This is a genomic window from Aliinostoc maniaoense, from assembly GCF_058172895.1.
Genome location: NZ_CP187952.1, coordinates 2,530,726 through 2,555,467, shown reverse-complemented (window position 1 = coordinate 2,555,467; position 24,742 = coordinate 2,530,726). Strand labels below are relative to the sequence as shown.

The following is a 24,742-nucleotide window of genomic DNA, read 5'->3' as shown; positions in this document are numbered from 1 at the left end:
TTATAAGAGCGTATAACTTAGCTTTTCTCTCAATGATTGCAATTTTATGCGAGTATCATCTATAAGTGATAAGGCTGTATTTTTACTCTCTAAATTTTCTTGCTGCGAAAATTTAATATTATGTGCCTGTTTAATTGCGGCTAAAGATGTTTCTATTTCTTGTTGGTATATTGTTTCGAGTTGTTTTTCAATATTAGTGGCGATACCTGTATATATTTTATCTAGATGTTGTAACAGCAAATTTTCTAATTCTGGTAAATATTCCTGAAGCCTTTTTTGATAGGTAATCACTAACTTGGTTCTTTCTGCTTTAGTGCCTTCCTGTCCAAGTAAGGCTGTTAAGACTCTCATAATATCCCCAATCCGTCCTAAATTGATTAATAGTTGCACAGCATTCATGTCTTGCCACCGCATATCATCCAAAGCAGCAGATGGCATGGCTAAATTCGCGCCTGTAATTTGAATATCAGTTAAATTATGGAAATCTTCTAGGATAGATATTTGAGATTTTTGGATTTTTTCTAAGATGATTGGTTGATGAATATTGATGCACTCATAAATGGCTTGGCGTAATTTTTCTGTTAGAAAGAAGGGAAAGTTACAACGGATTTCATCTAAACTAAATTTGTCTAGTTGGGCAATTGTTTCTGTTTTCAATCTTTCTATAAACTCAATCATCCAATGGTGCGATCGCTGGCGGAGTTTGGTAATTTCTGCTATAATCTCTTGTTTCTCTTTTTCAACTTTTTTACGTAGTTCTAATGTCTGATCAGGTTTGGGTGATAATTGTTCTGTCGCTATTAATTCAGAAATTAAGTTAAGACTAAAATCAGATTGAGCAAGAATTTGTGATAGTTGACTATAAGCTCTTTCTAGTTGAATGACATCTCGGTTAAGAATAATGGATTGTTGTAGGTAATTTTGAAAACTTTGAAAGTAAGTTTCTAATGTCGATTCTAAAGATAAATTAGGTCTGGGTAAAGATTGCAGACGGGAAATTTCATCTAGCGCACTGACTGCAAAAATATGAGCATTGGGGAAGTTTTGGGAAATTTTCTGAGAGCTAGAATTTAATAATCTTTGTGCTTCTATTTCATTCTGGGTAACGTCCATCCAGTTAATCACAAACAGTATTTTGGGGAAGTCTTGAGGTAAAACAGCAAGTTTGAGAAAAGCTTGTTCTGATTCCGAAAGTGGTGTCAAGGCAGATAAAACCCAAACCACTACATCAGCTTTTTGGAGATAAGTTTGCACTTGCTGATCAAATTTATGAAAAATATCGCCTGTGCCGGGGGTGTCAACTAAACGCACTCCCTTTAACCATTCTACAGGTGTTTCAATCTGTAAATGGCTGATGCGATCGCCATATTGTGCGAGTATGGGTGAGAGCTTTTCGGCTTTGAGTTCTTCTGGTTGTAAGTTGATATATCCGCCGTCTTCTAAGCAGATATTAATTTTGCTACTTTCACCATACTTAATTTCGTTGATGGTGATGGTTTCGGGGGTGACATCGGTTGTAACAATAGGGTTTTGTAGTAAGGCATTAATTAAGGTAGACTTACCACGTTTAAAGTCTCCAATAACTACAATTGCACATTCTTGATGGAGCTTTTGTTGAATTTGATTGGTTTGGCAGATAATTTTAGTGAGTAAATCATTACCGAGAAATCGGGAAATATTTTCTGCTTGACATCCGCCAACAAAATTTTGCAGCAATTGAGCAAATTCTTGATGTAAATGTTCGGGACTATATCTAATAGTTTTAACAGTGGTAGACATAAGCAATAATTTTAATAATTTCTAGATAAAAATTAAGCAGATTGAACAGAATAGCCTTGGTTTAAAACACTAATAAATTTTTCACAGGTTTCATCAAGTTCAACTTTGCTGCGGAGTGGTGTAGAGGGTTGTAATTCAGGATGCCAAGTATAGTAAGTTTCACAATCAGCAAATAATTGCAAAGCGTGGATGCGTTTAGGAATCAGGGGGTGTGTAGAAAATAATTCTAAAAGACGTACAGGTGTAGACTGTACTTGAGTAATTTGTTTGAGGTATTCTCGAAAGTTAATTTGTTGTAATTTATCGCCACCACCTGTCACCAATTTTGCTAAAGCCATCTGTGCTGCTATGGTATCACCACAACAAATCAAACCGGCGCGATCGCAAGTAATTTCTGCACAGCGACTCCATCTTAAGAAAAACAGCATCATTCCCCCTTTTACTACCCCTTCTAACCATCCTAAAGCGGGAATTGATTGCAAAATTACTTTAGCCAAGCCATTAGTCATTAATTCCACCGCAGTATTATAAACCCCGTGTAAGTTATGAATGTGGCCGCACTCATGACCAATCACAAATTTTAATTCTAGGGGTTCTAATGCTTCTACTAAGGCACTAGATAAAACAATCATCGGTGCAACATTATCAGTAGCAATTGTATAAGCATTTAACAGAGGCGAAAAGTAGACAAAAATCTGGGGAATGCCAATACCAAGACGTTTAGCACAATCTTCACCAATAGTATAAATATGCGGATATTGCTGGGGACTAACAGCAACACCTTGCATATTTTGGATTTGTTTATAGTAGGGAACGGTGAAAGACACTAAAGCTTGAGCTATAGTTCTAATGATTCCCATTGCTGAAATTTGTTGGCGTAATTTTTGGTCTAGGGAGAAAGCATAATCAGGGATACCAGCGACTAAATGAGAAGATAATTCTGATGTGCGATGCTGCAAGAAGTCAGCAAAATTCAGATCAATGTTTGCAGTAGGGTTGCTGTTAGGTAATTGTTGCATTTTTTCGTTAGTTTGTAGTGAGAACTTTAGTCCTCAAATAATATTAACTAGGGGAGGAAAAAAGCGGTGTGGATTTTCCTCCCGCTTTATTGCCGTTGTGTTACAGCTGGATGAAAATTTAGGATTGTGAGCAAATGATATCTAGCCGTAACACACCGTTTGATAGTAGTAAGTTAATACCAACTACCTGCAAGAATTAGACACTCATAATTTCTACAAGTTGGTCTGCTAACCTTTGAGAATTACCCAGAATTTTTTCAGTTTCAGTACGAATGTTGTTGAGTTCTTGACGTTGAGCATCAGTGATTGCTTCATTTCTTCCCCGCTTATCATTCAAATCATTCAAAGTCTTTTGGGTATTATCAAGAAATGTTTCTACTTCTTGACGCAGTGTTAGTTTCAACACTTCAAAAGGATTGCTGATCTGTTCATCAATTTTTTGTTCTAGGTGTTCTTCTTGGACTTTCTTTTCAATTTCCAAGAGTATTTTTTCGGTGTAATCTTTACGGAAATTTTCCACGCGATCGCGGCTAAATACAACTTCTGCTAATTTACCACCAGTAAAAATTGAAATCACGCCTGTAGCAATAACCACAGGCCAAAATGCGGCGGCTGTTAATCCGATAGCTCCAGTAATTAATCCGGCTAAGAAAAATGTACCGAAACTAGCACCAGCACCAACCAGCGCACCTTTGAGTCCGGCTACACGATAGCCTGACCAAATACCACCAAATCCTGTAAACACTGATAAAGCAGCTGTAATTGCTTCTGCCGCACCACTGGTTGGACGAGTTGATCTACCTTCAATTCCCTCAAACTCCATTTGGATATTTGTGAGAGCCTGATCAACTGATTGAGCAAAGTCTTTTAATCGCTCAACTTCTTGATCAATTCCTCTTTGAACCTCATCCTGAATTTGCTGTGATAATTTATCAGAAGTGCGTTGCAGAGCCTTAGATACTTGCTCACCCAACTTTTTAGCTAGAGCTTTTTTGTTATTTACTTCCCTTGGCTCAATAGATGTTGATTGAATAGCCTCTTGGGCTGCTTTTTTTAATTCATTTCGCAGGTTATAAACTAAAGGACGCAGTAACATTTTGACGTTAGCCGCAGCACCATCAATCAATCTCAATTCTTGTGTTTGTCGCTCTCGAACAGTAGCAATTTCAGCTACACTCTTGTCATAAGCCACTTGAAACTCTTGTTGGTTCATTTGTATGGCTTTTTCTTGAATACTGATGGTAGAGAGAATTTCTTGAGCCGAAGCGATGACGCGATTAGCTGGTACTTGCAAAACAATGATACCCCGCTCCTGTGTGAGAAATTTCTCTAACGCGCTTTCAAATTTCTTAAAACCGCTCTTAGTTAATAACTCATCATTTCCTCTTTGTTTAGCATCTAAAGCTTGCTTAACATAAAGACCAAATACTTTAGGTTCACCAATCTTTTGTTTGTAAATCTTATACTCTTCAGAATCTTTACCAAACTGTTCTTCGGCTCGAATCAGTACATACTTTTCAATACGAGCTTTAATATTTTGCAGTACGCGCTCGGCTTGTTCTGGTGTATAGTTATCCCAAATATTGACGACAAAAATCACCCGCCCTAAATCATTGGTGAGCAGCTTATTTTCTAATAAATCCCGCTCAAATTCAGAAAAAGGTGCTTGAGCTAAGATAATCATGATTGCTGCATCAACCTGGGGTAAAACTGATAGGGTAACTTCAGTCATATTTTGGTCATCATTCAGCCCTGGTGTATCAATAACTTCGATACTATTCTGACAGTAAGGGATAGGATAAGAAACAACAGCTTCTTTAATTGATTCAGCTTTTAGTTCAGATTCCGGCGTTAGTTTGGTAACATAATCCGTCAGGTGATCAATTGGGATCTGTTCTTCACTACCATTTTTGAAAATGATTTTTACTGAGGGTGTAACTCCGTATGTGACACGGTTTAATGTTGCCGAACAAGGTAAGATATCAGATGGTAAAATTTCTTTACCCAATAAAGCATTAATAAAAGTGCTTTTACCGCGTTTAAACTCCCCGACAATGGCAACAGAAAAAGTTCTTTCTGCTATCCGATTTAAGACTTCATCAATTAATTCAACGGATTTATTCAGCTTGAGTTTTTCGGAATAACCACGTAGTTTTGTTAAATCATCGATGAGTGTGCGTTCAACTTTTTTGTATTCGATTACAGAATCAAGGTTGATAGTTTGGTCATATGTAGCTGTCATGGCTGAATACTCCTGAATAATCTAAAAACTGATGTAATTTAATTGGGAATTTGGTTTTGGTTAATAAGAACGCTAAAAAGATTTACCCAGAATCCCAAAATAATTGCTTCATGTTGTTATCGTGATGAGAACTGCATTTATGCACTTACTTGACTCAGTTGTTGTGAAAAATCTTGCATCTGGCTGATAATTTTCTCAATCTCTGTTCGCATTTGACTAAGTTCCTGTTGTTTTATTTCATTGAGAACTTCTTGCTTTCCAGAATATTCTGTAAATTGATTTTGAGTTTGATTGAGCATTGCAGTCACGCTTGTTTCTAATAAATTTTGCAGTTCTGCTATTTGAGAAAATGCTTGAGATAGATATTTTTCTACTATTTGATTGACGTTAAGATTTTTTAATTGATTATCAATAGCTGTCATTACTTGTGGCTGATAGTTTTCTTTAAACTTCTTACCTCGCCTATGTTCGCCAGTTGCCGCACCAATTGCTGCGCCAATTCCGCCGCCTATAGGGCCAAGTACCATAAAACCTATTGCTGCACCGGCTGCTGTTCCTGCACCATTAGATTCTATTGTGAAGGTGAACGTTTCTGCGTTACCAGCAAATTTTAGAGATAAGGAATTGAGTTTTCTTTGGCTTAAGCTGTCACAAATTCGATGAGATGAGCGGGTAATTTCGATTACTTTGCTGTAAAATTCATTGTTTAATCCTAACTGATTCATCTCTAATTGCAGTTGAGGAATAACTTGTTCACATAACTGTGTGAACTGCTGAATTTTGAGCAAGCACAAGTTCAATGTATTTTGGGTTTCGGTTTGAATTTCTTGGGCAAATTCCTGTGTAGCATTCTGCACAGCTTTGAATACTGATTCACCAATTTCATTTTGTTTGGCAACGTTTATTTCGCTTGATTCAATAGTTTGTCTTGCAGATGTTTTCAGTTTTGTGTCTAGGCGCGAAGATGATGAATGGGCGTGATTTTGAGTATAGGATAATGTTGTATGTAGGGTTTCAATTATATCTGTTTTTTGACGGCGCAGGTGAGTAATATAATGATTAATATTTGCTTTTGCTTTACTTAATTGGTTTATTTTATCTGCAAGTTCATATTGTTCATTATTAACAATAGCAAGAATTTCTGTAGCATAGATGATGATGCGATCGCTAGTTATTTGTAATTGAATTAAACCCCGTCCTTGATTAATCAAACTTCTTAGGCTACATTCAAAATTTACAAAGCGGCTTTGTGCTAGTAATGGTATGTTGTGAGCAGCTTTGGCTGTTAATGCTTGAAAGGCAGAAATTTCATGAATTTGAATTTTACCGATTTTATTTAAATATGCTTCTGGGTTTGGTTGTTGTGCAGCCCATTCTCGAATACATTTATTAATGCGATTCTTAATTAAGTTAACAATTTTATTAACATTTTCTGGTGTATCCAGTAAGTCAATCGCATTGATCACAAATAAAATGCTACTAATTCCATTAGCTAGTAATTGTGTAGTTAAAAATTCTCCTTCAGTAGTGCCAAAAGGCGATATCGCAGAAATTAACATGATAGCTACATCACATTGATGGATCATTTCTGAAGTTATGGCTGTCATTTCTCCATCATCATTTAATCCTGGGGTGTCGATGATCTCTAATTGATTCTGATAATAGGGTATAGGATAATAAACTATAGATTCTTGTATTTTTTCAGCTTGACTAGCAGCATCTGATGTCAGTTTAGTAATATAGTCTGCTAGCTGATATAGAGATATTTCTTGTTCTCTACCGTCTTTTAAACAAATTTTTGCCCCTGATGTTTCTCTGTGAGTAATACGGCTAATAGTTGCCGTTGTCGCTAAAATATCAACTGGTAAAATATCTTTACCAATTAAGGCATTAATAAAGGTGCTTTTACCGCAGTTGAAGTTACCAAAAACCCCAATTGAAAAGGAATTAGTTTCTAAGTGATTGCGAAGATAGCTAATCACTTGCTCTAAGTTGGCAAGATTGAGTTTTTGAGCATAATCTTGCAGTTGTTTGAGATAATTTGTGAGGTGAAATACTGATTTCCTGTAATCAATAGACGCTAAATTTGATCTTGATTGCATCATATAGCCATCCAATTTGATAAGAGGCAGGGGGAGTTAGTTTTTTAGGGTGCGTCAGAGGCTCAAATGCTGTTAATACAGTACTTTTGGAGTAAGTGAGGTACACTATGAGTAATAAGTAATAAGTAATGAGTAATGAGTAAGAAATTTACTTTAGGACTTACGCAACTGGGATATTTTTTGATGTAGGATGTGTGACGCTGCGAAAGTATGTGAACGTAGTCATGAAACTTATAGCGTCACGCATCAACGATCAATTGTGACATTTGCGTAAGTCCTGTACTTATTACTCATTACTTTTTTCAATCAGTTGCTGTACCTCATAAACATCGAATCTGCTGTAAATTGATTTTTGTATCTGACGCATCGGATTAATATGCTAGTTGTGTAAGTCCTGGGAATGGGAAGTAGGGGAGAGGTCACTGATACCATTATTCATAGGTGATGATATTTTGAAACCTGCCCCTACTGAATTTGTTAGAAATGAATACACTTTGCAATCGGATAAATTCGTAAAGGATTGCATATCTACATAATTGTTTACATTACTGTAGAATGTATTTGCAATTGTTTATTAATCTCTGTTTGCAAAATAGTAGCTGATGCTATGACTTGTTGCCAAATGATTTCGGTTTCTCCTATAATAATCGGTTCGTTGACGGCTGTATTTTTGGCAGATTCCCAAAGAGATTGTTGACGTTTGGTGTCATCAATCAATTGTTTATATAAATTACTCAGGCGTTGAGAAACGTGTTGACAATGTTCTTCAAATGCTTGGTCAATAATTTCAGTCAGTTTAGTTCTAATGATCTGTCGCTGTTCTTCTAAGGTTTTGTTCAGCAAAAATTCACTGAAAACAGCGATTCCCGTGTTGGTAATCACACCAATTGGCCCACCAAAAATATATCCGCCAATCATTGCCATACTGCTGCCAATTCTGGTCATTAAACGATACTTTTGGATGTCAACCATGTCTGATGAGGCTGGGACGATTTCGCCGGGCTGGTTCATACTGGGATTGGGTGATGCTAGAACTATAGAACTGTCACCTTTCCAGTTCATTTGCATATTAAAAATTGTCTTGACTTCTGCTTGTAACCATTCAACATCGTTAGATATCGCTTTAATTAAAAAGCCTTCTGATCTCCTACCAATAGCGGGAAATTCTCGCCGTAACCGAAAAGGAAATTCTTTTTCCCACCAGAATTTAGGATTGGGTGTACGACTTAATTCAAAAGTGAGAACATCAAGAAAATCGTCTTTGGCATTGAGAATTTTGTCGCGCAATTTTTGATTGCACTGATTACGTCTGTGATCAATTTCTCGACAAATTTTCCGCCAGTGGGATTCTGCTTTTTTGGCTGCGGCTTGGGCTTGTTCTAACGCTTTTTCTCTGGCTACGGGGTCTAGACGGGCAGAGGCGATCGCATTTTCTCCAATTTGGATTAAATTACTGAGATGATCTACTAGTTGTGCTGCTACTTGTTGACTGCGCCAAGCACGACGAGAACCAGAAACCATTGTGGCAATTTGATGGCGTACTGCTTCTAGTACAACGGTTTCGGAATCTTCCTCAACAGGATGCAAGGGTAAAATTGGGATATGTGCAGAGATTTCCCGCACCCGTTGACAAATATGCTGAAATAGTCTTTGTCGTTCTGCTTGGGCAATTGTGTCTAGATGGGAAACAACGACTAATACCTGATTGATATGTCGTCCCATGACTTGTTGTTTGAGAAACGCCACTTCCGTTAAACTTAAGGGAGCGATCGCACTCACAACCATCACCACCGCATCGCAGCGATCGAGTACATTCAACACTAGGGATGTACGACTAGCGTTTAAATCACTAGTTCCGGGAGTATCAATTAATTCAATATCCAGCTTTTGTAACCACGGTTCATCTATAGTGATTTGCACCCCAGCTAATACTTCCCGTTCCCGCTTATTCTCATTTGTGGCGAGTAAATCTTTCCATGAGGATGGTTCTAAAGGTCGGATTTGACTACGTTGTTGAGAAAAATAGACTTCCATCTCGTCTCGATTTCCGGGTGTAATGGAAGTTAGAACGGCTGTTGTGGGAATGATCCCCACAGGTACAACAGACCGATGTAACAATCGATTTACGAGAGTGCTTTTGCCCCGGTTAAATTCTCCCACAACTGCAACGCGAAAACCAGGTAAATGTAGCAAAGTCACTAACTTTTCGATTTCTGCCACTACGGGAGATAATTCTGTTGATGCGGCTAAATCTAAACTTTGATGCAACCAATGACTAACCTGTGCAGTCAAGTCGGTGGGAGTGGGTATTGGGGATGGGATAGATAAAGGTGATAATGGCGACTCAGGACGCAACCATGCTTTACTTTCGGGAATCAATGCCCAATAATAAGGGTAAATTTCCCCAGGGAGAAGATGAGCATAGTGGATAGCCAGGGAACTTAAATCAAGTTCCTGACTGGGTGGAGTGGCTAGGATACCATCTAAAACCCGAAACAGATGATTTTCCTTTTGAGTGCGGGAGATTGTATTTAAGGTTAAATTAGCCGCAGTCGGATATGCCGAGATAGTTGGCGAACGACGCAACACAGCTGTATCTTGACGCTGGCGGAGGTCGATGGTTTGTACTAGTTGGCGATCGCTCCAAGACCATTCTACAGCCCCCCAAGGAGCTTTCCATTGCAGGGTATCTCTGTTGAAGGTTGTCGGTACAACTAACAGAGAAATCAAGTGCCAACTACCTGCTTTATTTACTGGTACTGGAGGTAAAGCGACTGTTTCTAAAGTTACCCATTCTCGCAAATCAGGTGTTTTGTGAATGCTACGAGGTAAAGCCCCGACACCTGTTTGCTTGGCAGCAGTTTGTACAGATACTTGTCTGAGTAAATCTCGGTTAATTTGCATGGCGATTGCTCCTATTTTTATACCACTTGATCCGGGCTATCTGCTACGACTAACAAATTGCCATAGTCTTCCCACGCATTGAGAAAATCTTCTGCATCCACAACTTTCATCTGACCAGTATCAGTACCGCTATCATTGAGGATGATTTTCACACTACCGTCTGGTTCAGTATCAATTCCTGTCACCCAAACCGCATGGCCGCCATTGGCTTGTTCTAGAGGCGAACCTGTCATGGGATCTCTAACGGGATGCCAAATTTCATGGGCATCGAGTCCAACAATTACTTTATCGCCCTTTTCTAAAGCATCAGCTATATCTTCGAGAGTACCGTTATAACTTTTTTCGCAAGGCACACCATAATGTTCTAAAAATTTGCCGATATGTTCTGGGGTAGTTCCCGTTTCTGGGTCAAACCAACCCTTAGCTTCTGACAGTTCACAAGCTTCTGCTTCTGTAATTTCCACCCCTGTAATTGATTCCAGAACGCTAATTTGGGCAACTACCGCACAGGAACTATTACCTTGTTGTCGTTGCCAGTGTTCGGCATCAGCAATGGGATTTCCCCAACCATCGAATTGGGAAGGATGCCAATCGTTATCAGATGCTAACCATTCTGTGTCACTGATGAAGTAGAGATTTTCATCGAAAGATTCATCCTCCTTCATATTTTTGGGTGGTTGGCGATCGCCCGATGAGCCTGGATGTTTATCGCCGTGAAAATTATCTGCACTATCGTCGATAGTTGTTTCTGGTGCAAGTACATCTTCTTGTGAGTTATCCTCTACATCCAACCATTCATTTAAGGTTGAGAAAATACTATTAACAAACATCTTGTTAACCTTGATAAAGATTTCTATACTTGACTTGCATTTCCCTACTTATATGTATTTCTCAGTAGGGTGACATATACAGTTAGTTAGCTGTTGTCCTATTAAAGAACCACCTCAGACATTTCATTTTCCTGAATCTTTATCGTGTATGAGTTAGCAAAATATGCAGATAAGCTCTAAAATCCTTGAATAATAGCCTTTCCCATTTAAATATCGCATATGTGGCTTGTTAGTTGCCCTGTGGGATTAGTCTGCAAATAATGACCTACCCAATGGCAAGCACGCGTGGTTAACTCGTTTAAATCCAAACTCCAGAGGATGACGATACCGTCGTTACCGGCTGAGGCGACAGTTTGACCATCTGGGCTAAAGCTGACGCTGTTAATGCCTTGGTTGTGTCCGCGCAGGGTAGCTAGTAAACTGCCTTCTAAATTCCAAAATCTGACTGTGCTATCTTCACTGACGGAAACGATACTTTGACCATTGGGGTGGAATTTCACACTATTGATGATGTCGGTATGTGCTTTGAGTGTGTGTAGCAATTGACCGTTCATGCCCCACAATTTAATCGTGTTGTCTTGACTAGCGGAGGCGATGGTTTTGCCGTCGGGCGACCATGCAATACTCATAATGCGATCGCTATGTCCCCTCATTGTCGATAATAATTCCCCGGCGATGTTCCACAACTTAACGGTGCGATCGCTACTACCAGAGGCGAGGGTTTTACCGTCCGGCGACCATGCAACAGCCAATACTTCATCGTCATGGGCGGGAATGGTTCTGACTAAAGTTCCGTCTATTCCCCATATTTTTACGGTATTGTCTGCGCTGGCTGTAGCAATTAAAGCCTTATCTGGACTAAAAGATAAATCAAATACTCTGGCTGTATGTCCTGGTAATGCTTGAATAAAAGTACCATCTCGCCGCCATATTTTTACTGAATTATCTTTACCTGCGGTAGCAATAGTTTCTCCATCAGGACTAAACGCTACACTAATATAAGTTTGTTCGTCCCCAAACTCAAGTTGCTGCTGTCCGTTAGTCCGCCACAGTCTGATTTTGCCTTCTTGTTCGGTGGTGACGATGTGCTGTCCGTTGGGGCTAAAACTGATGGCTAAGACTGGTTTACCAGTGCTTTGTAATCTCATTGGCATTGCTCCAGCCACCTGCCAAATTTTCACACTGCCATCTGCACTGGCGGAAGCAATGCTTTTACCATCAGGACTGAAACTAATGCTATTAACGCTGTTAGTGTGTCCTATGAGGGTTTGTTTTAATTCTCCTTGGCGATGCCAAAGTTTAATCGTGCCGTCTTTACTAGCAGAAGCGAGAGTGTTACCGTCAGGGCTAAATTTGACGCTATAGATGGTATCCTGATGGGCGGGGAGAGTGCGATCAATGGTATAAATTCCTTGAGTGCGATCGCGTCGCCATAATTTGATAGTTTTATCTAAATCTGCACTGGCAGTAGCAATTAAATTACCATCGGGACTAAAGGCTACACTATCTACTTGGTCAGTATGTCCGGTGAGGGTTTGTAGCAGGTTGCCATCTAAATCCCACAATTTTGCTGTGTTGTCCCAACCGGCAGAGGCAATTGTCTGGCCATCAGGGCTAAAAGTGACACTAAAAACTGTATCTGTATGCCCCACAAATGTTTTAATGAGAGTGCCATCTAACTTCCAGAGTTTGACTGTTTGATCTTCGCTGGCGGTGGCAATGGTTTTTCCGTCAGGCGACCAAGCCACACCTAAAACTCTCTGGCTATGTCCTATAATAGTTTTGACTAAACTGCCGTTGACATTCCAAATTTTCACGGTTTGGTCAAAACTAGCAGTGGCAATTAACTGACCATCTGGACTAAAAGCCACACTAAAAACTGTGTCGGTATGTCCTGATAAAGTATTCAGCAATGTACCATCGCTGCGCCAAATTTTAGCTACTTTGTCAAACCCAGCCGAGGCGATAGTCTGACCATCACCTGACCAGGATACACTCATCACTCGACCCGTGTGTCCTTCCAGTCGATTACTTTCTCTAACTTTGTAGAGTGCTTGTTGGAGGGTGGCCGCAACTTGAATACGTGTATCTTGGTGGTTATGAAATTTTTGTAAGAGTTTAGCAGCTTTTAAGCTTGCTAACAGAGCCTCAAATTCTTTACCTGAAAGTAAGAGATTTTCGGAAAATGCCTGAATAGCAGTGATTTCTATTAATTGTTTTTGCCACTCAGCACGCTGCCATTGCCAACAAGCTATCCCCGCTAAACTGAGAGCTAAGACCAAACTGCTAGTTAGTGCGGCGATTTTAGTCTGTCTTTGCTGTTCTTTTGCTTGTTGCTCGCTGTTGCGCTGGTTAACACTGATTTCGATAAAATTTTGCTCATCAGGGCTTAATTCTGTTTGGCGTTGTTGTAGCCAGTCTTCGGCTTCTGTGAGTAAGAAACCTCGTAATAATGCTTCTTGGTCATAACCGCTTTTTTGCCATTGTAGTATTGCCATTCGTAGGCGTTCTTGCCAGGTGCGAAAATCGCGGTTTTGTTGTATCCACAGTGTTAATTCTCTCCAACTGCGAATTAATGCCTCATGGACTATTTCCACGGTTGCACAACCTTTGCTCTCGTCTCGTCCGGTGACTACTAACCGTGCCGAAGCTAATTGCACAACTAAATCCCAATTATCTTCGCCTATCTCCGTCCTAGTCGCAATCCGCCGGGTATCTTCTGTTCCTTCCCCTGGTTGTATTAATTGGATAAAAATTTGCTTGGCGCGTTGGCGGTTAACTTCAGAGAGTTGAAGATAGACGCGTTCGGCATGGTTAGCTAAGGCTTTTTCGACACCACCAATATCTGCATAGGCTTTGAGAGATAAAACACCTTGTTGTTGTGTTGTCCATAATTCGGTAAGGGCAAATTCCAACAATGGTAATTTACCTGGTTGTAGGTGGATATCGTTAATGATGCGTTCTACTAGTCCTGATTCTAAGTTTACCCCTGTTTGTTGTGCCGGTAGTGCGATCGCTTGTTGCAATTCCTCCCGGTTCATGGGTATTAAAAATTCTGGGGGATACTGATGCAATGCTTCAGCAAAAGGTTGATATTCTAGGACTCTACCGCAAAAATCTGCCCGCAAGGTCAGCACTAAAGTAAATCCTGGAACGTGATTAACTGCCTTTAATAGCCCATCCAATAATAATAGCCGTTCTGCTTCCCCAACTAGGGTATACAGTTCTTCAAATTGGTCAGCCACCAATAATAATTGACAATTACCCGACTGGATAATGTTTTCCATAGTTCGGGTTAATACATCTGGATGCTGTTGTAGTTCTTGTGCTAGTTGCAGGGCAATTAATCGCTGCTCTGATGTGAAAGCGGGTGTAGGGGAAAGTATCTCTGGGAAATTAGAGGTGACAGACACCAGTGCTGTTGCTAAAGCCTCAAAAGGATGATTGCCTGGGCGAAAACAGGCAATTTTGATGGGTGATGTTGTTGTCTGGGAACGTAAACGAGGTATTAACCCTGCAAATACAGCACTAGATTTACCACTACCACTTGCACCAATTACCGCCACCAGTTTTTTTGTTGTCACAGCTATGAGTAGCTGCTGTGTGAAAGCTTCTCGCCCATAAAATACAGATTTATCTTGTTCTTGAAAGGCTGCTAAACCTCGGTAGGGACAAGGAGGAATACCGCCTAATCTTTGCCAAGTTATGGTTTCTGCTGCGGGATGAGAACAAATGACTGGCAACCAACTAGCACAGGGATATTTATATTCCAGACTTTGTAGTCTCTCCCGTGCTTCTCGCACGCACAGATATAAAGATTTTCCTTGTTCTCGAAATGGCTCAAGAAAATACTCTAAGAATTTTTGGGCAGCTTCATCAGCGATTCTTTCCCGCATGACAATAGATGCAGGTAAATGTAAATCTTCTAGTTGCTCGGCTAGGAGCAAACCATCACAGGAATTGAAAATAGCTAACTGCAAACCGTGAGCGATCGCATTCCTCAAGGCAAATTTTAACTCATCTATCGTCAAACTTTCGCGCTCATTAATATATAGTCTGCCTTGCCCGTCGTGAAATTGACTAGAACTATGTCCAGCAAAAAATAGAATATCCCAATGTTGTTGCCAAAGTTCATTACTTAATTGTTCAATTTGGGGATTAATCAGTGGGAATATTTCTGCATCAGGTAATTTTTGTTTTAATAAATTTAAGTCATTGTGTACCTCGATATCCGAACTTTCCCCCAAAATCACCAAAATTTTGACTCTTTGCTTGCTATTTGGCTGAGGTACAATGATTAACTGTTCATATTCTACCGGACTAAAACTAATTTCTGCGTGGTGATAATCTGTTGCTAATATTTTCCATAAATGCCAAGGAAGTTGTCGTAATTGCAGATTTTCAGTTTGAATAACAATGCGAATTTCTGTAAAATTTGGGATGTATTTAATCAATCCCTCTTTGACTGGGCGAAAACTTTCTGAGTTTAACCAAACATTCAGACTATTGCTTAATATTAAGGCCAGTTCCCGGCAATCTTGAGTGATGGAAACATTTTTAATTTGGGTTGTTTTGCGTTGTAACTCTCGAAAATGTAATCCTAGTTGACGGTAGGCTAATTGCCAATTTTCATAATGTTTGAGCATTTCTGGCATTGGCGGTAAATAGCCTTGAATAACCATTGAGGGACGGCTATTATCTTCTCCAATCTCTAGGGTGACTGGAAATCCATTTTTAAAGTTACCAGCATCTAGCCGAATGATAACTAACTTAGTCATGTTTATTTCCAGTCAACTAGGTAATTACTGTTATTTAATCATCTCTAAATTGTATGAGATTTAAAGTTAATCTCGGCATCCGATTTGATTTATTTCTCTATCAGTAAGTAGAACGGCGTGAATAATTCAAGGTTTGTAGTAGGGACTTTAGTCCTCTCTTAAGGGCTAAAGCTCTTACTACAAGCTAATTTAATTAAATTTTACATTACTTAATGTAGTTTGTTTTTTTCTCGCCGACTTACTTATCTGTAGGGTGTGTTAGGCGTAAGCCGTAACGCACCGAAGGCGTTGGGCTAGAGTAAAATTTTATATCAAACTGCAATAGCACAGTTGAGGGTATATCGGAATCATTTTGCCAAATATGCAATTTTAGCTGGTAAATTCTTCTGTATGGCTGATATTTGCCAGTGCTACTTTCACCAAAAAACTATCCCCTGCTTGGTAAGTAAACTCTAGTTGTATATAATTATCAGCACTTCTAGCTGTTGCTTGGTCGAATATTTCTTCAGATTCATTAAGTACAATTAATTCTAAATTAGCTGGTAAGTAAATATTATTCCCTGTCGGCAGAACTTTGAGTAAAACTGCTACTTTATTTTCTTTTTCTGGCATTAAATATACTAGCAAGGCTACCGAATGTCCGTCTAATTGCATTCCCAAGTCAATTTTACGACACCTACCAATGCCTGCTTTGGGATGATGAGGATCAATTTCTCCTAAACTTAAGGCAGCTTGCCAGCGTAAATCATCATCTTGGTAATTATTTAATATTGTAGTTAAAGCTGCTATAGCATCTGTATTCCCATGACCAATTTCTCCCAAACTTTCTATAGCTTGCCAGCGAGTCCATTTGTTTTTACTATTATTTAACAGTTCAATTAAAGCTGCGATCGCTTCTACATTACCAGGGGCAATTGTACCCAAACACTCGGCAGCTTTCAACCGCTTTTCTTCATTTGTTTCTAAATGTAACAGTTCAATTAAGGCCGGAATAGCTGTCGTTTGTTCGGCAGTAATTTTTTCGCCATGTTCGCCTCCCCGCCACCCATAAGCAAAATTCCCTTCTCTTGTCCCTAAAAGTTCTGTAAAAGTATGCCAAGGTAAATCAAATAATCCTTGTAACCAATGGGATAAATTAACTTTTTTATGGGATGTTAATTTAGTAATATATGACTGATAATGAATCTGTTCTGCTGTTGGCTGCTCATACAAACATTTCCTTAAGTTACCATCAGCTAATATAGCTGCCCAATCTTCAAAATTCAACATTAACCGAGGAGAGCATAACAAATGATCATCTATTTTTCCCATTAGTGTCTTTACTTGTTGATGGGATATATTTGGTAGTGGGATGCTTGCTAGTTGCTTTTGAGTCAAAATTCCGCCTTCTATCCACATCATATTTAAATCTGCTGTTAAATGATTCCGCAATAATGAATAAGTACGTGTAATCTGGTTATATTCTGCCTTATACTTAATCGTATTGTGGTTAGCATATCCTAAAATTCGCAACCAACGTTCTTCCGGGTTTACCTGAATTAATACATAAAAATTCGCCTCCCAACCAGGAATATCTATCCATTCCTGCTGTATACAAAATTCTTCAACAATACTATCTTCCGTAGGAATTATGACAATCCGATTGTTACCTAATTGTATAGATGTACCGTTGAGAAATTCCCAAAGTTTATAGCATTCATCTTCATTTGGTAACAATAAAACTGTTTCTGATAAATCTAGATATTCTTTAACCCAACTAATAAAAGCATTTAAAGATAAACAATTTAGGTAAGCATTCCAACGTGCCGCTTCATAGGAATAATCTCTAACAGATGACAACAGATAATTCTCGTATTCTAGCGAGAAAGCTAACCAAATTTGTTCGCTATCAATTATTTCAAATTCTTGTAACCCAGATTTCATTCTATTACCTCCATTTTAATTATTTGGTTGATAAAAATCAATTTTCAACCAATCTAAAACAAGAATCATAATCCTTTGTGCGGCTGTGCCTCCTGTTTGGAGAGTGATGTTGAAACGGGTTTGGATTTGTTGAGTAATTAGTTGGTGTAAATGCAGCAGTCTAGTTGGTAGTAAATTATCCTCGTCTAACTCAGATATTCTTGCCACAAATTCCAGCATATTTTCATTACTTTTTGGCGGAGGAAGTTGTACTGTTATTTGTTGCTGGTTAAATTGTACTGGCAATAATACCGCATCAAATAACGATTTGACTACATTTAAATAATATTTGCTTAATAAGCTGCTTACAGCAGGTTTAATTTCCATTTGCTTGAGCCAATCTGCATTAAATTTAGTGTTGCTCGGAACTATAGTATAAGGGTAATCATTATTTTGTTGCTCTTGTTCTACCCAATTACTTATTTCCTTTAATAGTTTTACTATAACTCTATCTTCACATCGGGAAACTGTCGAATTTATGGGACGATTTTGTTTATCTAGCCATGACATTTCTTGAGCAGCTTCTACTTGTGTCAATGCTAAACCATATCTTAACAACAGGACTTTTTTTTGTTCTAATTCAAGTTGTTCTAGAATATTGACAATTGAGAAATTAGCTCTCAGGCTATTGATGATTTTATGAAACTCTTGTTGTTCTAATATTTCATTTGGCAAGGGAGAAGTATCAGCTAATTCTAATAAAGGAGAGTTGTTGTCTTCATAGAGAATATCTATAGATTTAAATTTAGGAAACAAATACATTGTAGCTGCTGGAATACAAATATCATCAAGGTATTCTTTCACTGTATTTGCATCAATATTATGATTTTTCATGGAATTGGGTAATTGTTTTTTCAATCGATTATATTGCTGAACAATCGCTTGCCAATGAGCATCATTTGGAGATATCTTGCCACGAATGCTAGTACAAATCTGATAAAAACACTCCCAAAGTAAGCAGTATTGACTGAGTAAAGGTTCTTTATATCCTTGTAATTCCAGAGCATTTTTACGTTGTCTTGGCCCTAATTTACGTAATAAACCGTACCCAGTCATCCGAGGATTTTTTTTAGCAAATATGCCGTCATAGATCACACCTTCCATTTTGCGTTGGGTATAACGTAATAAATAAGGTGTTTCTCTTTGAAAAGTATCATAAAACTTTTGGGGGTTACTTGCTGCTAACCAAGCATATTGATAAACTTCCTCTAAAGAATTTTCAATAGGCGTAATGCGATGATGATCTTGTCTATTTTTTAGCTTTTTGAAAATATTTTTAGCGATTTTATAGCCAATATTTTCCAAAAAAGCTGATAAGTGTGGAGCGGCTAGCTTGACATTATTTTTATCTAAATTTAGAATGCAATATTTAGCAAAGGTTTCAGCATCTTTTGATGAATTAGCAGCTAACCAATCTGTGATACTTGTTTGTAGTTTTGCATCAATCTGCAAACAAGGTTGTTTTATAGTCACACTGCCATTAGTATCTTGCCAACCGCGAAATCGCTGAGAAAACAACTGCACAATCTCAGCATGACATGGTGGTAAATTTGTTGTCATAAACTCCCCTCCCTCATTTCTCAGTAGTTAGAAAGCTAGCGAAGCTGCTGTTCTGAGACAATGGGTTAGGGGGCTTATAGCGATCGCCAACTAATCTGGTGCTAAAATCCTGATGGGAATCGCTGGTTTCTATGTGTGTGTGTGTGTGAAAAGCCATCTACACCTCCGCATGGATGCAAGCTTATCCTTGCTGTATCTACCATCGTGACGAGTTGGTAAATTATGCAATCCAATTTTTGGTTGTGACAGATGACTTAATTTCTCCCCTACTCCCATTCCCAATCAGGATTCATTAAACTAGTGAGAATATGGTCTTGCCATTTGCCGTTAATTAACAAATAATCTCTAGCATAACCTTCTACCACAAAACCTAATCTTTTTAAGACATTGCCACTACGTTGATTGTGGGGCATATAATTAGCCATGATGCGATGAAAATTTAGTTCTTCAAAGACATACTTAGTTGCTACCTGCAACGCTTCTGTCATGTAACCTTTACCTTGAGCAACTTCCGCTAGACTATATCCCACATGGCAGAAATGAGCAGCACCTCTGATAAAGTTATTAAAATTAATTGTGCCTATAACTTGAGTTGGTTGTTTTATAGGAAAAATAAATAGTTTTAAAGATTGATCGTGAATAAATTCTAAAAAATTATTTTCTAGTTGATATTGCCAATACTCTTCTGTGAAGAAATGTTCTGCCCAAGTCGGATAAAATGGGGTGAGAAAATCTTTATTTTCCAGAAAATATCTGAGAATTTCAGGTATATCTTCTTTAATCCCTATTCGTAATAGTAGGCGATCGCTAGTAATTATCGGTAGCTCTGATTTCATCTTGCTGTTTTGTAGGGGTGTAGGGGTGTGGGGGTGTAGGGGTGTAGGGGTACAGAAATAGTTATATTGTCACTAAATTTACAGAAATTTTCTGGCTATTGTTTATCCTGATGAATCACATCTATCAAATGTTAGTCGGGGATAATAGGTGCAGTAGTCTGCACGGGGTTGAGTTTGTCGCCTGCTCCAAAAGATGTACATTACGGGATATAACAAAAAGACAGATGTTAATCACTCACTCCAGTCTAGAAGAAGGATACTAATGTCGGGAATACGCTACGATTGGCAAGAAGTAGAAATCCGGGGAATATATAATAAACCATTGCTAGAGCTAATTTATCAAGCAGCTAGCATCCATCGTCAATATCATGACCCCAAACAGATACAAGTATGCAAACTGATCTCCATTAAAACCGGTGGATGTCCAGAGGATTGTAGTTACTGCGCTCAATCTTCTCGTTATCAAACTGAGGTGAAGCCGCAAGCACTCTTAGATAAAGAAACAGTTCTTAACATTGCCCAAAACGCTAAACAAAAAGGCGTGAGTCGCGTTTGCATGGGTGCAGCTTGGCGGGAAGTGCGGGACAATTCTCAATTTGAGAAAGTTCTGGATATGGTCAAAGATGTAACTGATATGGGTTTAGAAGTTTGCTGTACCCTGGGAATGTTGACAGCAGACCAAGCCAAACGATTAGAAACAGCTGGGCTGTATGCTTACAACCATAACTTAGATACTTCTGAAGAATATTACAGCACAATTATCACTAGTAGAACTTATAGCGATCGCCTCAATACCATCGAAAATGTCCGCCAAACTAATGTTACTGTATGTTCTGGCGGTATCCTCGGTTTAGGCGAAACCGTCGAGGATCGAGTTTCCATGTTACACACCCTAGCCAACCTCCATCCTCACCCAGAATCAGTACCAATTAACATTCTCTCCCAAGTACCAGGTACACCTTTAGAAAACCAACCAGATATCCCCATTTGGGATGTTGTCAGAATGATAGCCACAGCGCGCATAGTTATGCCTACTTCCGACGTGCGCTTAAGTGCAGGGAGGGCGAGACTTTCTCAAGTTGAACAAGCTTTGTGCTTCATGGCGGGGGCTAACTCCATCTTTTCCAGCGACGATAACAAGATGTTAACAGTCACCACCCCCTGTCCAGACTACGACGCAGACCAAGAAATGTTGAACTTACTCGGCTTAGAAATGCGTCCCCCTTCCCAAAGACTAAATAGGGTAGCTAGTCAAATAGGGGTGTAAGGGTGTAGGGGGGTAGGGGTGTAAGGGTAGGCTGTTGACTCTGTACCTTTTTTGGGATTTTGTCCATGCAAAAAATGTGCGTAGTTACGATGGCTGAAACTGTGTTTTGAGAAGGCTTTGAGGCACAAATTAAACATCGCGTACAAAATTACTAAAAACCGCCCAAATTTCAACAAAGTCAACAGCCTAGTGTAAGGGTGTAAGGGTGTAGGGGTGTAAGGGTTTAAAATTCTTCCTCTCTTTCCCCCTATACCCGGTGAACGGAATTTTGTGTGGGATTTCTAGCTAAGTATCTAAAAAATTACCCTCCACACTCTCCGCACTGCCCACACTCCCCATACTCCCCACACCTTTATTCTCTCACCCCCCTATACCCCTACACCCCTATACCCCCATACCCTTAATTCTTAGAGGATCTTGGCAGAACGCAGACCGAACAGCAAACCCACAGCTATGCCCATGAACAAAGCCAAGAAGACAATATAAAATACCACTGCTAACATTTATCTTTCTCCACAATACTTTACTAACTATATTGAACCATTAATTTTTGGTCATTGGGAATTGGGCATGGGGCATTGGGAATTGGGCATTGGGCATATCAATTCAAAATTCAAAATTCAAAATTCAAAATTCAAGAGTTTTTCTGCCTCTGCTCCCCTGCTCCCCTGCTCCCCTGCCCCTTGTCTCCCTTGTCTACCTTGTCTCCCCCTGCTCCCTGCCCCCTGCTCCCTGCCCCCTGCCCCCTGCCCCTCAACTCCCCTATTGAATCAATTCTTGAAACTGCGGATGATTTCTTACTTGATCAAAATCGGGATCAATTTTTGCTAAGGATTGGTATTTGGTAGCATCGAGTTGTATGGCTTTTCGTAAATTGCTAGTGGCTAATTCTACATTGCTTTGTAAGGCATAGGTACAGGCTCGATTGTAATAGGCTTCTGGTTTATCTGGTTTGATAGCGATCGCTTGCTCATAAGATTTTAAAGCTTGTTGATATCGTTGCAGTTTCGTCAGGGAAATACCGCGATTAATCCAGGCGGCGGCTTTGTTTGGTGCAAGCGCGATCGCTTTGTCGTATGCTGCTACTGCACCTGGATAATTTTGCAACGTCATTAAAACATTGCCTCGGTTATACCACGCCTCGTCCTTCTCTGGCTGAAGGGCGATCGCTTTATCATAGGATGAGAGAGCATCTTTGTACTTTTGCAAGGATGCTAGGGCGTTACCGCGATTAATCCAAATGTCTGCATTTTCGGGTTGGATGGCGATCGCTTGCTCATATATACCTATAGCATCTTGATAGCGTCGCGCATCTAATAAATTATTACCTTGAAAAAATAACTTTTCTGCCTCTTGGGTATTATTAGCTTGTGTCAATCGTCGAGGAGGAATATTAACAGTCTTGACTACTTCCTTGGTATTAGCTTTTGATGAGTTTATGCCATCACTACAGCCAAACATCAAGACAGTAATAAAACCACACGTAATCAAGCAACGCCAAAAGACCATGCTATGACGATAGAACTCATACAACAATTTTAAAACTACCCATATTTTCTAATCGTATTTACTATCACCAATGTTTTTAGATAGTTTTGTATATGTTTTGACGATTGACCTAGTTTTGAAAGAATTGTAAAAAATGTTCACCAATATTAACACATTTTGTTGTAAAAATCAAATCTTGTCCTGGCAGGGAAGGGCAGGGGGCAGGGAGCAGGGGGCAGGGGGCAGGGGGCAGGGGGAGACAAGGAAGACAAGGGAGACAAGGGAGGGGGGAGAGGGGAGTGTGGGGGGAAAGATTTGTTCTCCACCATCCCACACCAAGTACACCCTGCGCCATTCCCAATTCCCAATGCCCCATGCCCCATTCCCCATTCCCAATTCCTAACTATTTAGAAAGCATGACGACTGAATCCGATTCCCCAAAACCAACCACCCCGCAATCTACATCTGATGATGAGTTGCAATCAAATGACTTTGATGGCGCAAGAGGAGGTGAAAATCACCTCACACCGGGAACACTCGCTGCACAACAAGCGTTAGCGGCGATTTCTTCTTTGCAATCTCCGCAAAATACAGCCGCTTTACAACAAGCTCGTTCTAGTTTCTCAACTCACCCTAAACCTCAATTAACTGTCAAGCCGAGAGCATTGTTAATGACTATAGTAGCGATCGCTATAACTCTGCTCGGTTTTGTCCTCAATAACTGGATTATTGGGATGCTGGGGACTTTGGGGACGCTATTGTTATCTTTGGTGATTCTGTTTCCTTGGTTAGAATATATCGTCAACTCTTGGTTTTCTGGCGAAGATAAAACTATCTTCATCGCCTTGGTAGGGATGATAGTAGGAATTGTGGGTGGTTTAAAGTTTAGCGGATTAGGCGATCGCTTAATTGAGTGGGGACGGCGAATTAATTGGGATGCTTCGGGGACTTTGGCGGAGTGGTTTGGAGCTTTAGGACAAATTCTTATCGCCATCATTGCTGTTTATGTGGCGTGGCGACAATATGTCATTTCTAAAGACTTGACAATTCAGCAAAACCTGTTAACTGTACAACAAAATATTATTACCCAACAACAAACCATTGATTCTTATTTCCAAGGTGTTTCTGACTTAGTATTAGATGAAGAAGGATTATTAGAAGATTGGCCGCAAGAAAGAGCGATCGCGGAAGGTCGCACAGCAGCAATTTTTAGTAGTGTTGATGGTAGCGGAAAAGCCAAAATTCTCCGTTTTTTATCCCGTTCTAAGTTACTCACACCCCTAAAACGCGATCGGCGTTTAGGTAGAGCTATTCTCAACGGTATTGGCGGTTACGAAGAAGACAGATTAGATGGTGTGCGGGTAATTGATTTAGGTGTGATGCTAGCCGCCGCCGATCTTGGTAATACAGATTTACGTTGGACTGATCTCAGTGAAGCAAATCTTGTCCGTGCTAACCTCAGTGGTTGTGATTTAGTCAAAGCCAACCTCTCTCGCACGATTTTATATGATGCTAATCTCAGGGGTGCTGACTTAAATGGGGTACGCCTATTTTATGGTGCAGTCGAACAAGCATCACCCCGTAGTCGCACCTTACCACCAGACTACGAAACAGGAGAATATACCGGTGCTGTAGTTGAAAATGCTGATTTCACCAATGTTCAAAGAATGTCTGACGTGAATCGGCACTACTGTTGTGCTTGGGGTGGCGAAAAAACCAGAAGTACAATTCCCGGCGGTTGTGAAGGTATCCCTAATCGGTTAGGAAGATAATTGGGAATTGGGCATAGGGCATTCAATTTTGGATTTTGGATTTTAAATTTTGGATTGAATTTCAATCTAAAATCCAAAATCTAAAATTCTTTCCCTTATCTCCCTTATCTCCCTTATCTCCCTTGTCTCCCTTGTCTCCCTTGTCTCCCTTGTCTCCCTTGTCTCCCCCTGCCCCCTGCCCCCTACCTCCCATAGACTCCGAA

General features: G+C 39.7%; 17 protein-coding genes. 3 read left to right on the top strand and 14 right to left on the bottom strand.

Going from position 1 to position 24,742, the window contains the following annotated elements:
- From ACPZ3T_RS11355 to ACPZ3T_RS11310, 10 genes are all read right to left on the bottom strand, one after another.
- Positions 1-1,779 carry a dynamin family protein gene (locus ACPZ3T_RS11355; RefSeq protein WP_490276285.1) on the bottom strand — a complete coding sequence of 593 codons (1,779 nt, stop codon included), beginning with the start codon at positions 1,777-1,779 and terminating at the stop codon, positions 1-3.
- A 32-nt stretch (positions 1,780-1,811) separates the two neighbouring features.
- Positions 1,812-2,798 carry a M48 family metallopeptidase gene (locus ACPZ3T_RS11350; RefSeq protein ID WP_490276283.1) on the bottom strand — a complete coding sequence of 329 codons (987 nt, stop codon included), beginning with the start codon at positions 2,796-2,798 and terminating at the stop codon, positions 1,812-1,814.
- Between the two features lie 196 nt (positions 2,799-2,994).
- Positions 2,995-5,040: a dynamin family protein gene (locus ACPZ3T_RS11345; protein ID WP_490276281.1), complete on the bottom strand. Its 2,046-nt coding sequence runs from the start codon at positions 5,038-5,040 to the stop codon at positions 2,995-2,997.
- A gap of 137 nt (positions 5,041-5,177) precedes the next feature.
- Complete coding sequence (locus ACPZ3T_RS11340) at positions 5,178-7,145, bottom strand: dynamin family protein (protein WP_490276279.1); 1,968 nt, start codon at positions 7,143-7,145, stop codon at positions 5,178-5,180.
- Positions 7,146-7,682: 537 nt separating this feature from the next.
- Entirely contained in the window at positions 7,683-10,046 is a 2,364-nt protein-coding gene (locus ACPZ3T_RS11335) for a dynamin family protein (protein ID WP_490276277.1), read from the bottom strand.
- 17 nt (positions 10,047-10,063) lie between these two features.
- Positions 10,064-10,876, bottom strand: a complete 813-nt coding sequence (locus ACPZ3T_RS11330) for a C39 family peptidase (RefSeq protein ID WP_490276275.1) — start codon at positions 10,874-10,876, stop codon at positions 10,064-10,066.
- A 206-nt stretch (positions 10,877-11,082) separates the two neighbouring features.
- Positions 11,083-15,654, bottom strand: coding sequence for an nSTAND1 domain-containing NTPase (locus tag ACPZ3T_RS11325; RefSeq protein WP_490276273.1), 4,572 nt, complete (start codon positions 15,652-15,654; stop codon positions 11,083-11,085).
- 369 nt (positions 15,655-16,023) lie between these two features.
- Positions 16,024-17,577, bottom strand: a complete 1,554-nt coding sequence (locus tag ACPZ3T_RS11320) for a DUF1822 family protein (RefSeq protein WP_490276271.1) — start codon at positions 17,575-17,577, stop codon at positions 16,024-16,026.
- 15 nt (positions 17,578-17,592) lie between these two features.
- Complete coding sequence (locus ACPZ3T_RS11315; protein ID WP_490276269.1) at positions 17,593-19,176, bottom strand: sigma-70 RNA polymerase sigma factor region 4 domain-containing protein; 1,584 nt, start codon at positions 19,174-19,176, stop codon at positions 17,593-17,595.
- A 266-nt stretch (positions 19,177-19,442) separates the two neighbouring features.
- Positions 19,443-20,012 (bottom strand): GNAT family N-acetyltransferase, encoded by a 570-nt coding sequence (locus tag ACPZ3T_RS11310; RefSeq protein WP_490276267.1) that lies wholly within the window; start codon positions 20,010-20,012, stop codon positions 19,443-19,445.
- 262 nt (positions 20,013-20,274) lie between these two features.
- Between ACPZ3T_RS11310 and bioB the strand changes: the two genes are divergently transcribed.
- A complete protein-coding gene (gene bioB / locus ACPZ3T_RS11305; protein ID WP_490276265.1) occupies positions 20,275-21,279 on the top strand; it encodes a biotin synthase BioB in 1,005 nt (334 codons plus the stop codon).
- A gap of 407 nt (positions 21,280-21,686) precedes the next feature.
- On the opposite strand, the gene petL is transcribed toward bioB, so the two are convergent.
- From petL to ACPZ3T_RS11290, 3 genes are all read right to left on the bottom strand, one after another.
- Positions 21,687-21,782, bottom strand: a complete 96-nt coding sequence (gene petL / locus ACPZ3T_RS11300; RefSeq protein ID WP_490276263.1) for a cytochrome b6-f complex subunit PetL — start codon at positions 21,780-21,782, stop codon at positions 21,687-21,689.
- A 131-nt stretch (positions 21,783-21,913) separates the two neighbouring features.
- Positions 21,914-22,036 (bottom strand): hypothetical protein, encoded by a 123-nt coding sequence (locus ACPZ3T_RS11295; protein WP_490276261.1) that lies wholly within the window; start codon positions 22,034-22,036, stop codon positions 21,914-21,916.
- A gap of 5 nt (positions 22,037-22,041) precedes the next feature.
- Positions 22,042-22,788: a tetratricopeptide repeat protein gene (locus tag ACPZ3T_RS11290; RefSeq protein WP_490277196.1), complete on the bottom strand. Its 747-nt coding sequence runs from the start codon at positions 22,786-22,788 to the stop codon at positions 22,042-22,044.
- Positions 22,789-22,921: 133 nt separating this feature from the next.
- On the opposite strand from ACPZ3T_RS11290, the gene ACPZ3T_RS11285 reads away from it, so the two are divergent.
- Complete coding sequence (locus ACPZ3T_RS11285) at positions 22,922-23,170, top strand: hypothetical protein (protein WP_490276259.1); 249 nt, start codon at positions 22,922-22,924, stop codon at positions 23,168-23,170.
- Positions 23,171-23,183: 13 nt separating this feature from the next.
- Positions 23,184-24,539, top strand: coding sequence for a pentapeptide repeat-containing protein (locus ACPZ3T_RS11280; RefSeq protein WP_490277195.1), 1,356 nt, complete (start codon positions 23,184-23,186; stop codon positions 24,537-24,539).
- A gap of 61 nt (positions 24,540-24,600) precedes the next feature.
- Here ACPZ3T_RS11280 and ACPZ3T_RS11275 read toward each other — a convergent pair whose 3' ends face one another.
- Positions 24,601-24,732, bottom strand: coding sequence for a hypothetical protein (locus ACPZ3T_RS11275; protein WP_490276257.1), 132 nt, complete (start codon positions 24,730-24,732; stop codon positions 24,601-24,603).
- Positions 24,733-24,742: the final 10 nt, after the last annotated feature.

What these genes read in the sequence shown, in the direction of transcription:
- ACPZ3T_RS11320 (WP_490276271.1), bottom strand. Translation starts at nt 17,577, where the DNA reads ATGAAATCTGGGTTACAAGAATTTGAAATAATTGATAGCGAACAAATT.
- ACPZ3T_RS11340 (WP_490276279.1), bottom strand. Translation starts at nt 7,145, where the DNA reads ATGATGCAATCAAGATCAAATTTAGCGTCTATTGATTACAGGAAATCA.
- ACPZ3T_RS11345 (WP_490276281.1), bottom strand. Translation starts at nt 5,040, where the DNA reads ATGACAGCTACATATGACCAAACTATCAACCTTGATTCTGTAATCGAA.
- ACPZ3T_RS11285 (WP_490276259.1), top strand. Translation starts at nt 22,922, where the DNA reads ATGTTCACCAATATTAACACATTTTGTTGTAAAAATCAAATCTTGTCC.
- ACPZ3T_RS11355 (WP_490276285.1), bottom strand. Translation starts at nt 1,779, where the DNA reads ATGTCTACCACTGTTAAAACTATTAGATATAGTCCCGAACATTTACAT.
- ACPZ3T_RS11350 (WP_490276283.1), bottom strand. Translation starts at nt 2,798, where the DNA reads ATGCAACAATTACCTAACAGCAACCCTACTGCAAACATTGATCTGAAT.
- petL (WP_490276263.1), bottom strand. Translation starts at nt 21,782, where the DNA reads ATGTTAGCAGTGGTATTTTATATTGTCTTCTTGGCTTTGTTCATGGGC.
- ACPZ3T_RS11315 (WP_490276269.1), bottom strand. Translation starts at nt 19,176, where the DNA reads ATGACAACAAATTTACCACCATGTCATGCTGAGATTGTGCAGTTGTTT.
- ACPZ3T_RS11275 (WP_490276257.1), bottom strand. Translation starts at nt 24,732, where the DNA reads ATGGGAGGTAGGGGGCAGGGGGCAGGGGGAGACAAGGGAGACAAGGGA.
- ACPZ3T_RS11290 (WP_490277196.1), bottom strand. Translation starts at nt 22,788, where the DNA reads ATGGTCTTTTGGCGTTGCTTGATTACGTGTGGTTTTATTACTGTCTTG.
- ACPZ3T_RS11330 (WP_490276275.1), bottom strand. Translation starts at nt 10,876, where the DNA reads ATGTTTGTTAATAGTATTTTCTCAACCTTAAATGAATGGTTGGATGTA.
- bioB (WP_490276265.1), top strand. Translation starts at nt 20,275, where the DNA reads ATGTCGGGAATACGCTACGATTGGCAAGAAGTAGAAATCCGGGGAATA.
- ACPZ3T_RS11310 (WP_490276267.1), bottom strand. Translation starts at nt 20,012, where the DNA reads ATGAAATCAGAGCTACCGATAATTACTAGCGATCGCCTACTATTACGA.
- ACPZ3T_RS11325 (WP_490276273.1), bottom strand. Translation starts at nt 15,654, where the DNA reads ATGACTAAGTTAGTTATCATTCGGCTAGATGCTGGTAACTTTAAAAAT.
- ACPZ3T_RS11280 (WP_490277195.1), top strand. Translation starts at nt 23,184, where the DNA reads ATGACGACTGAATCCGATTCCCCAAAACCAACCACCCCGCAATCTACA.
- ACPZ3T_RS11335 (WP_490276277.1), bottom strand. Translation starts at nt 10,046, where the DNA reads ATGCAAATTAACCGAGATTTACTCAGACAAGTATCTGTACAAACTGCT.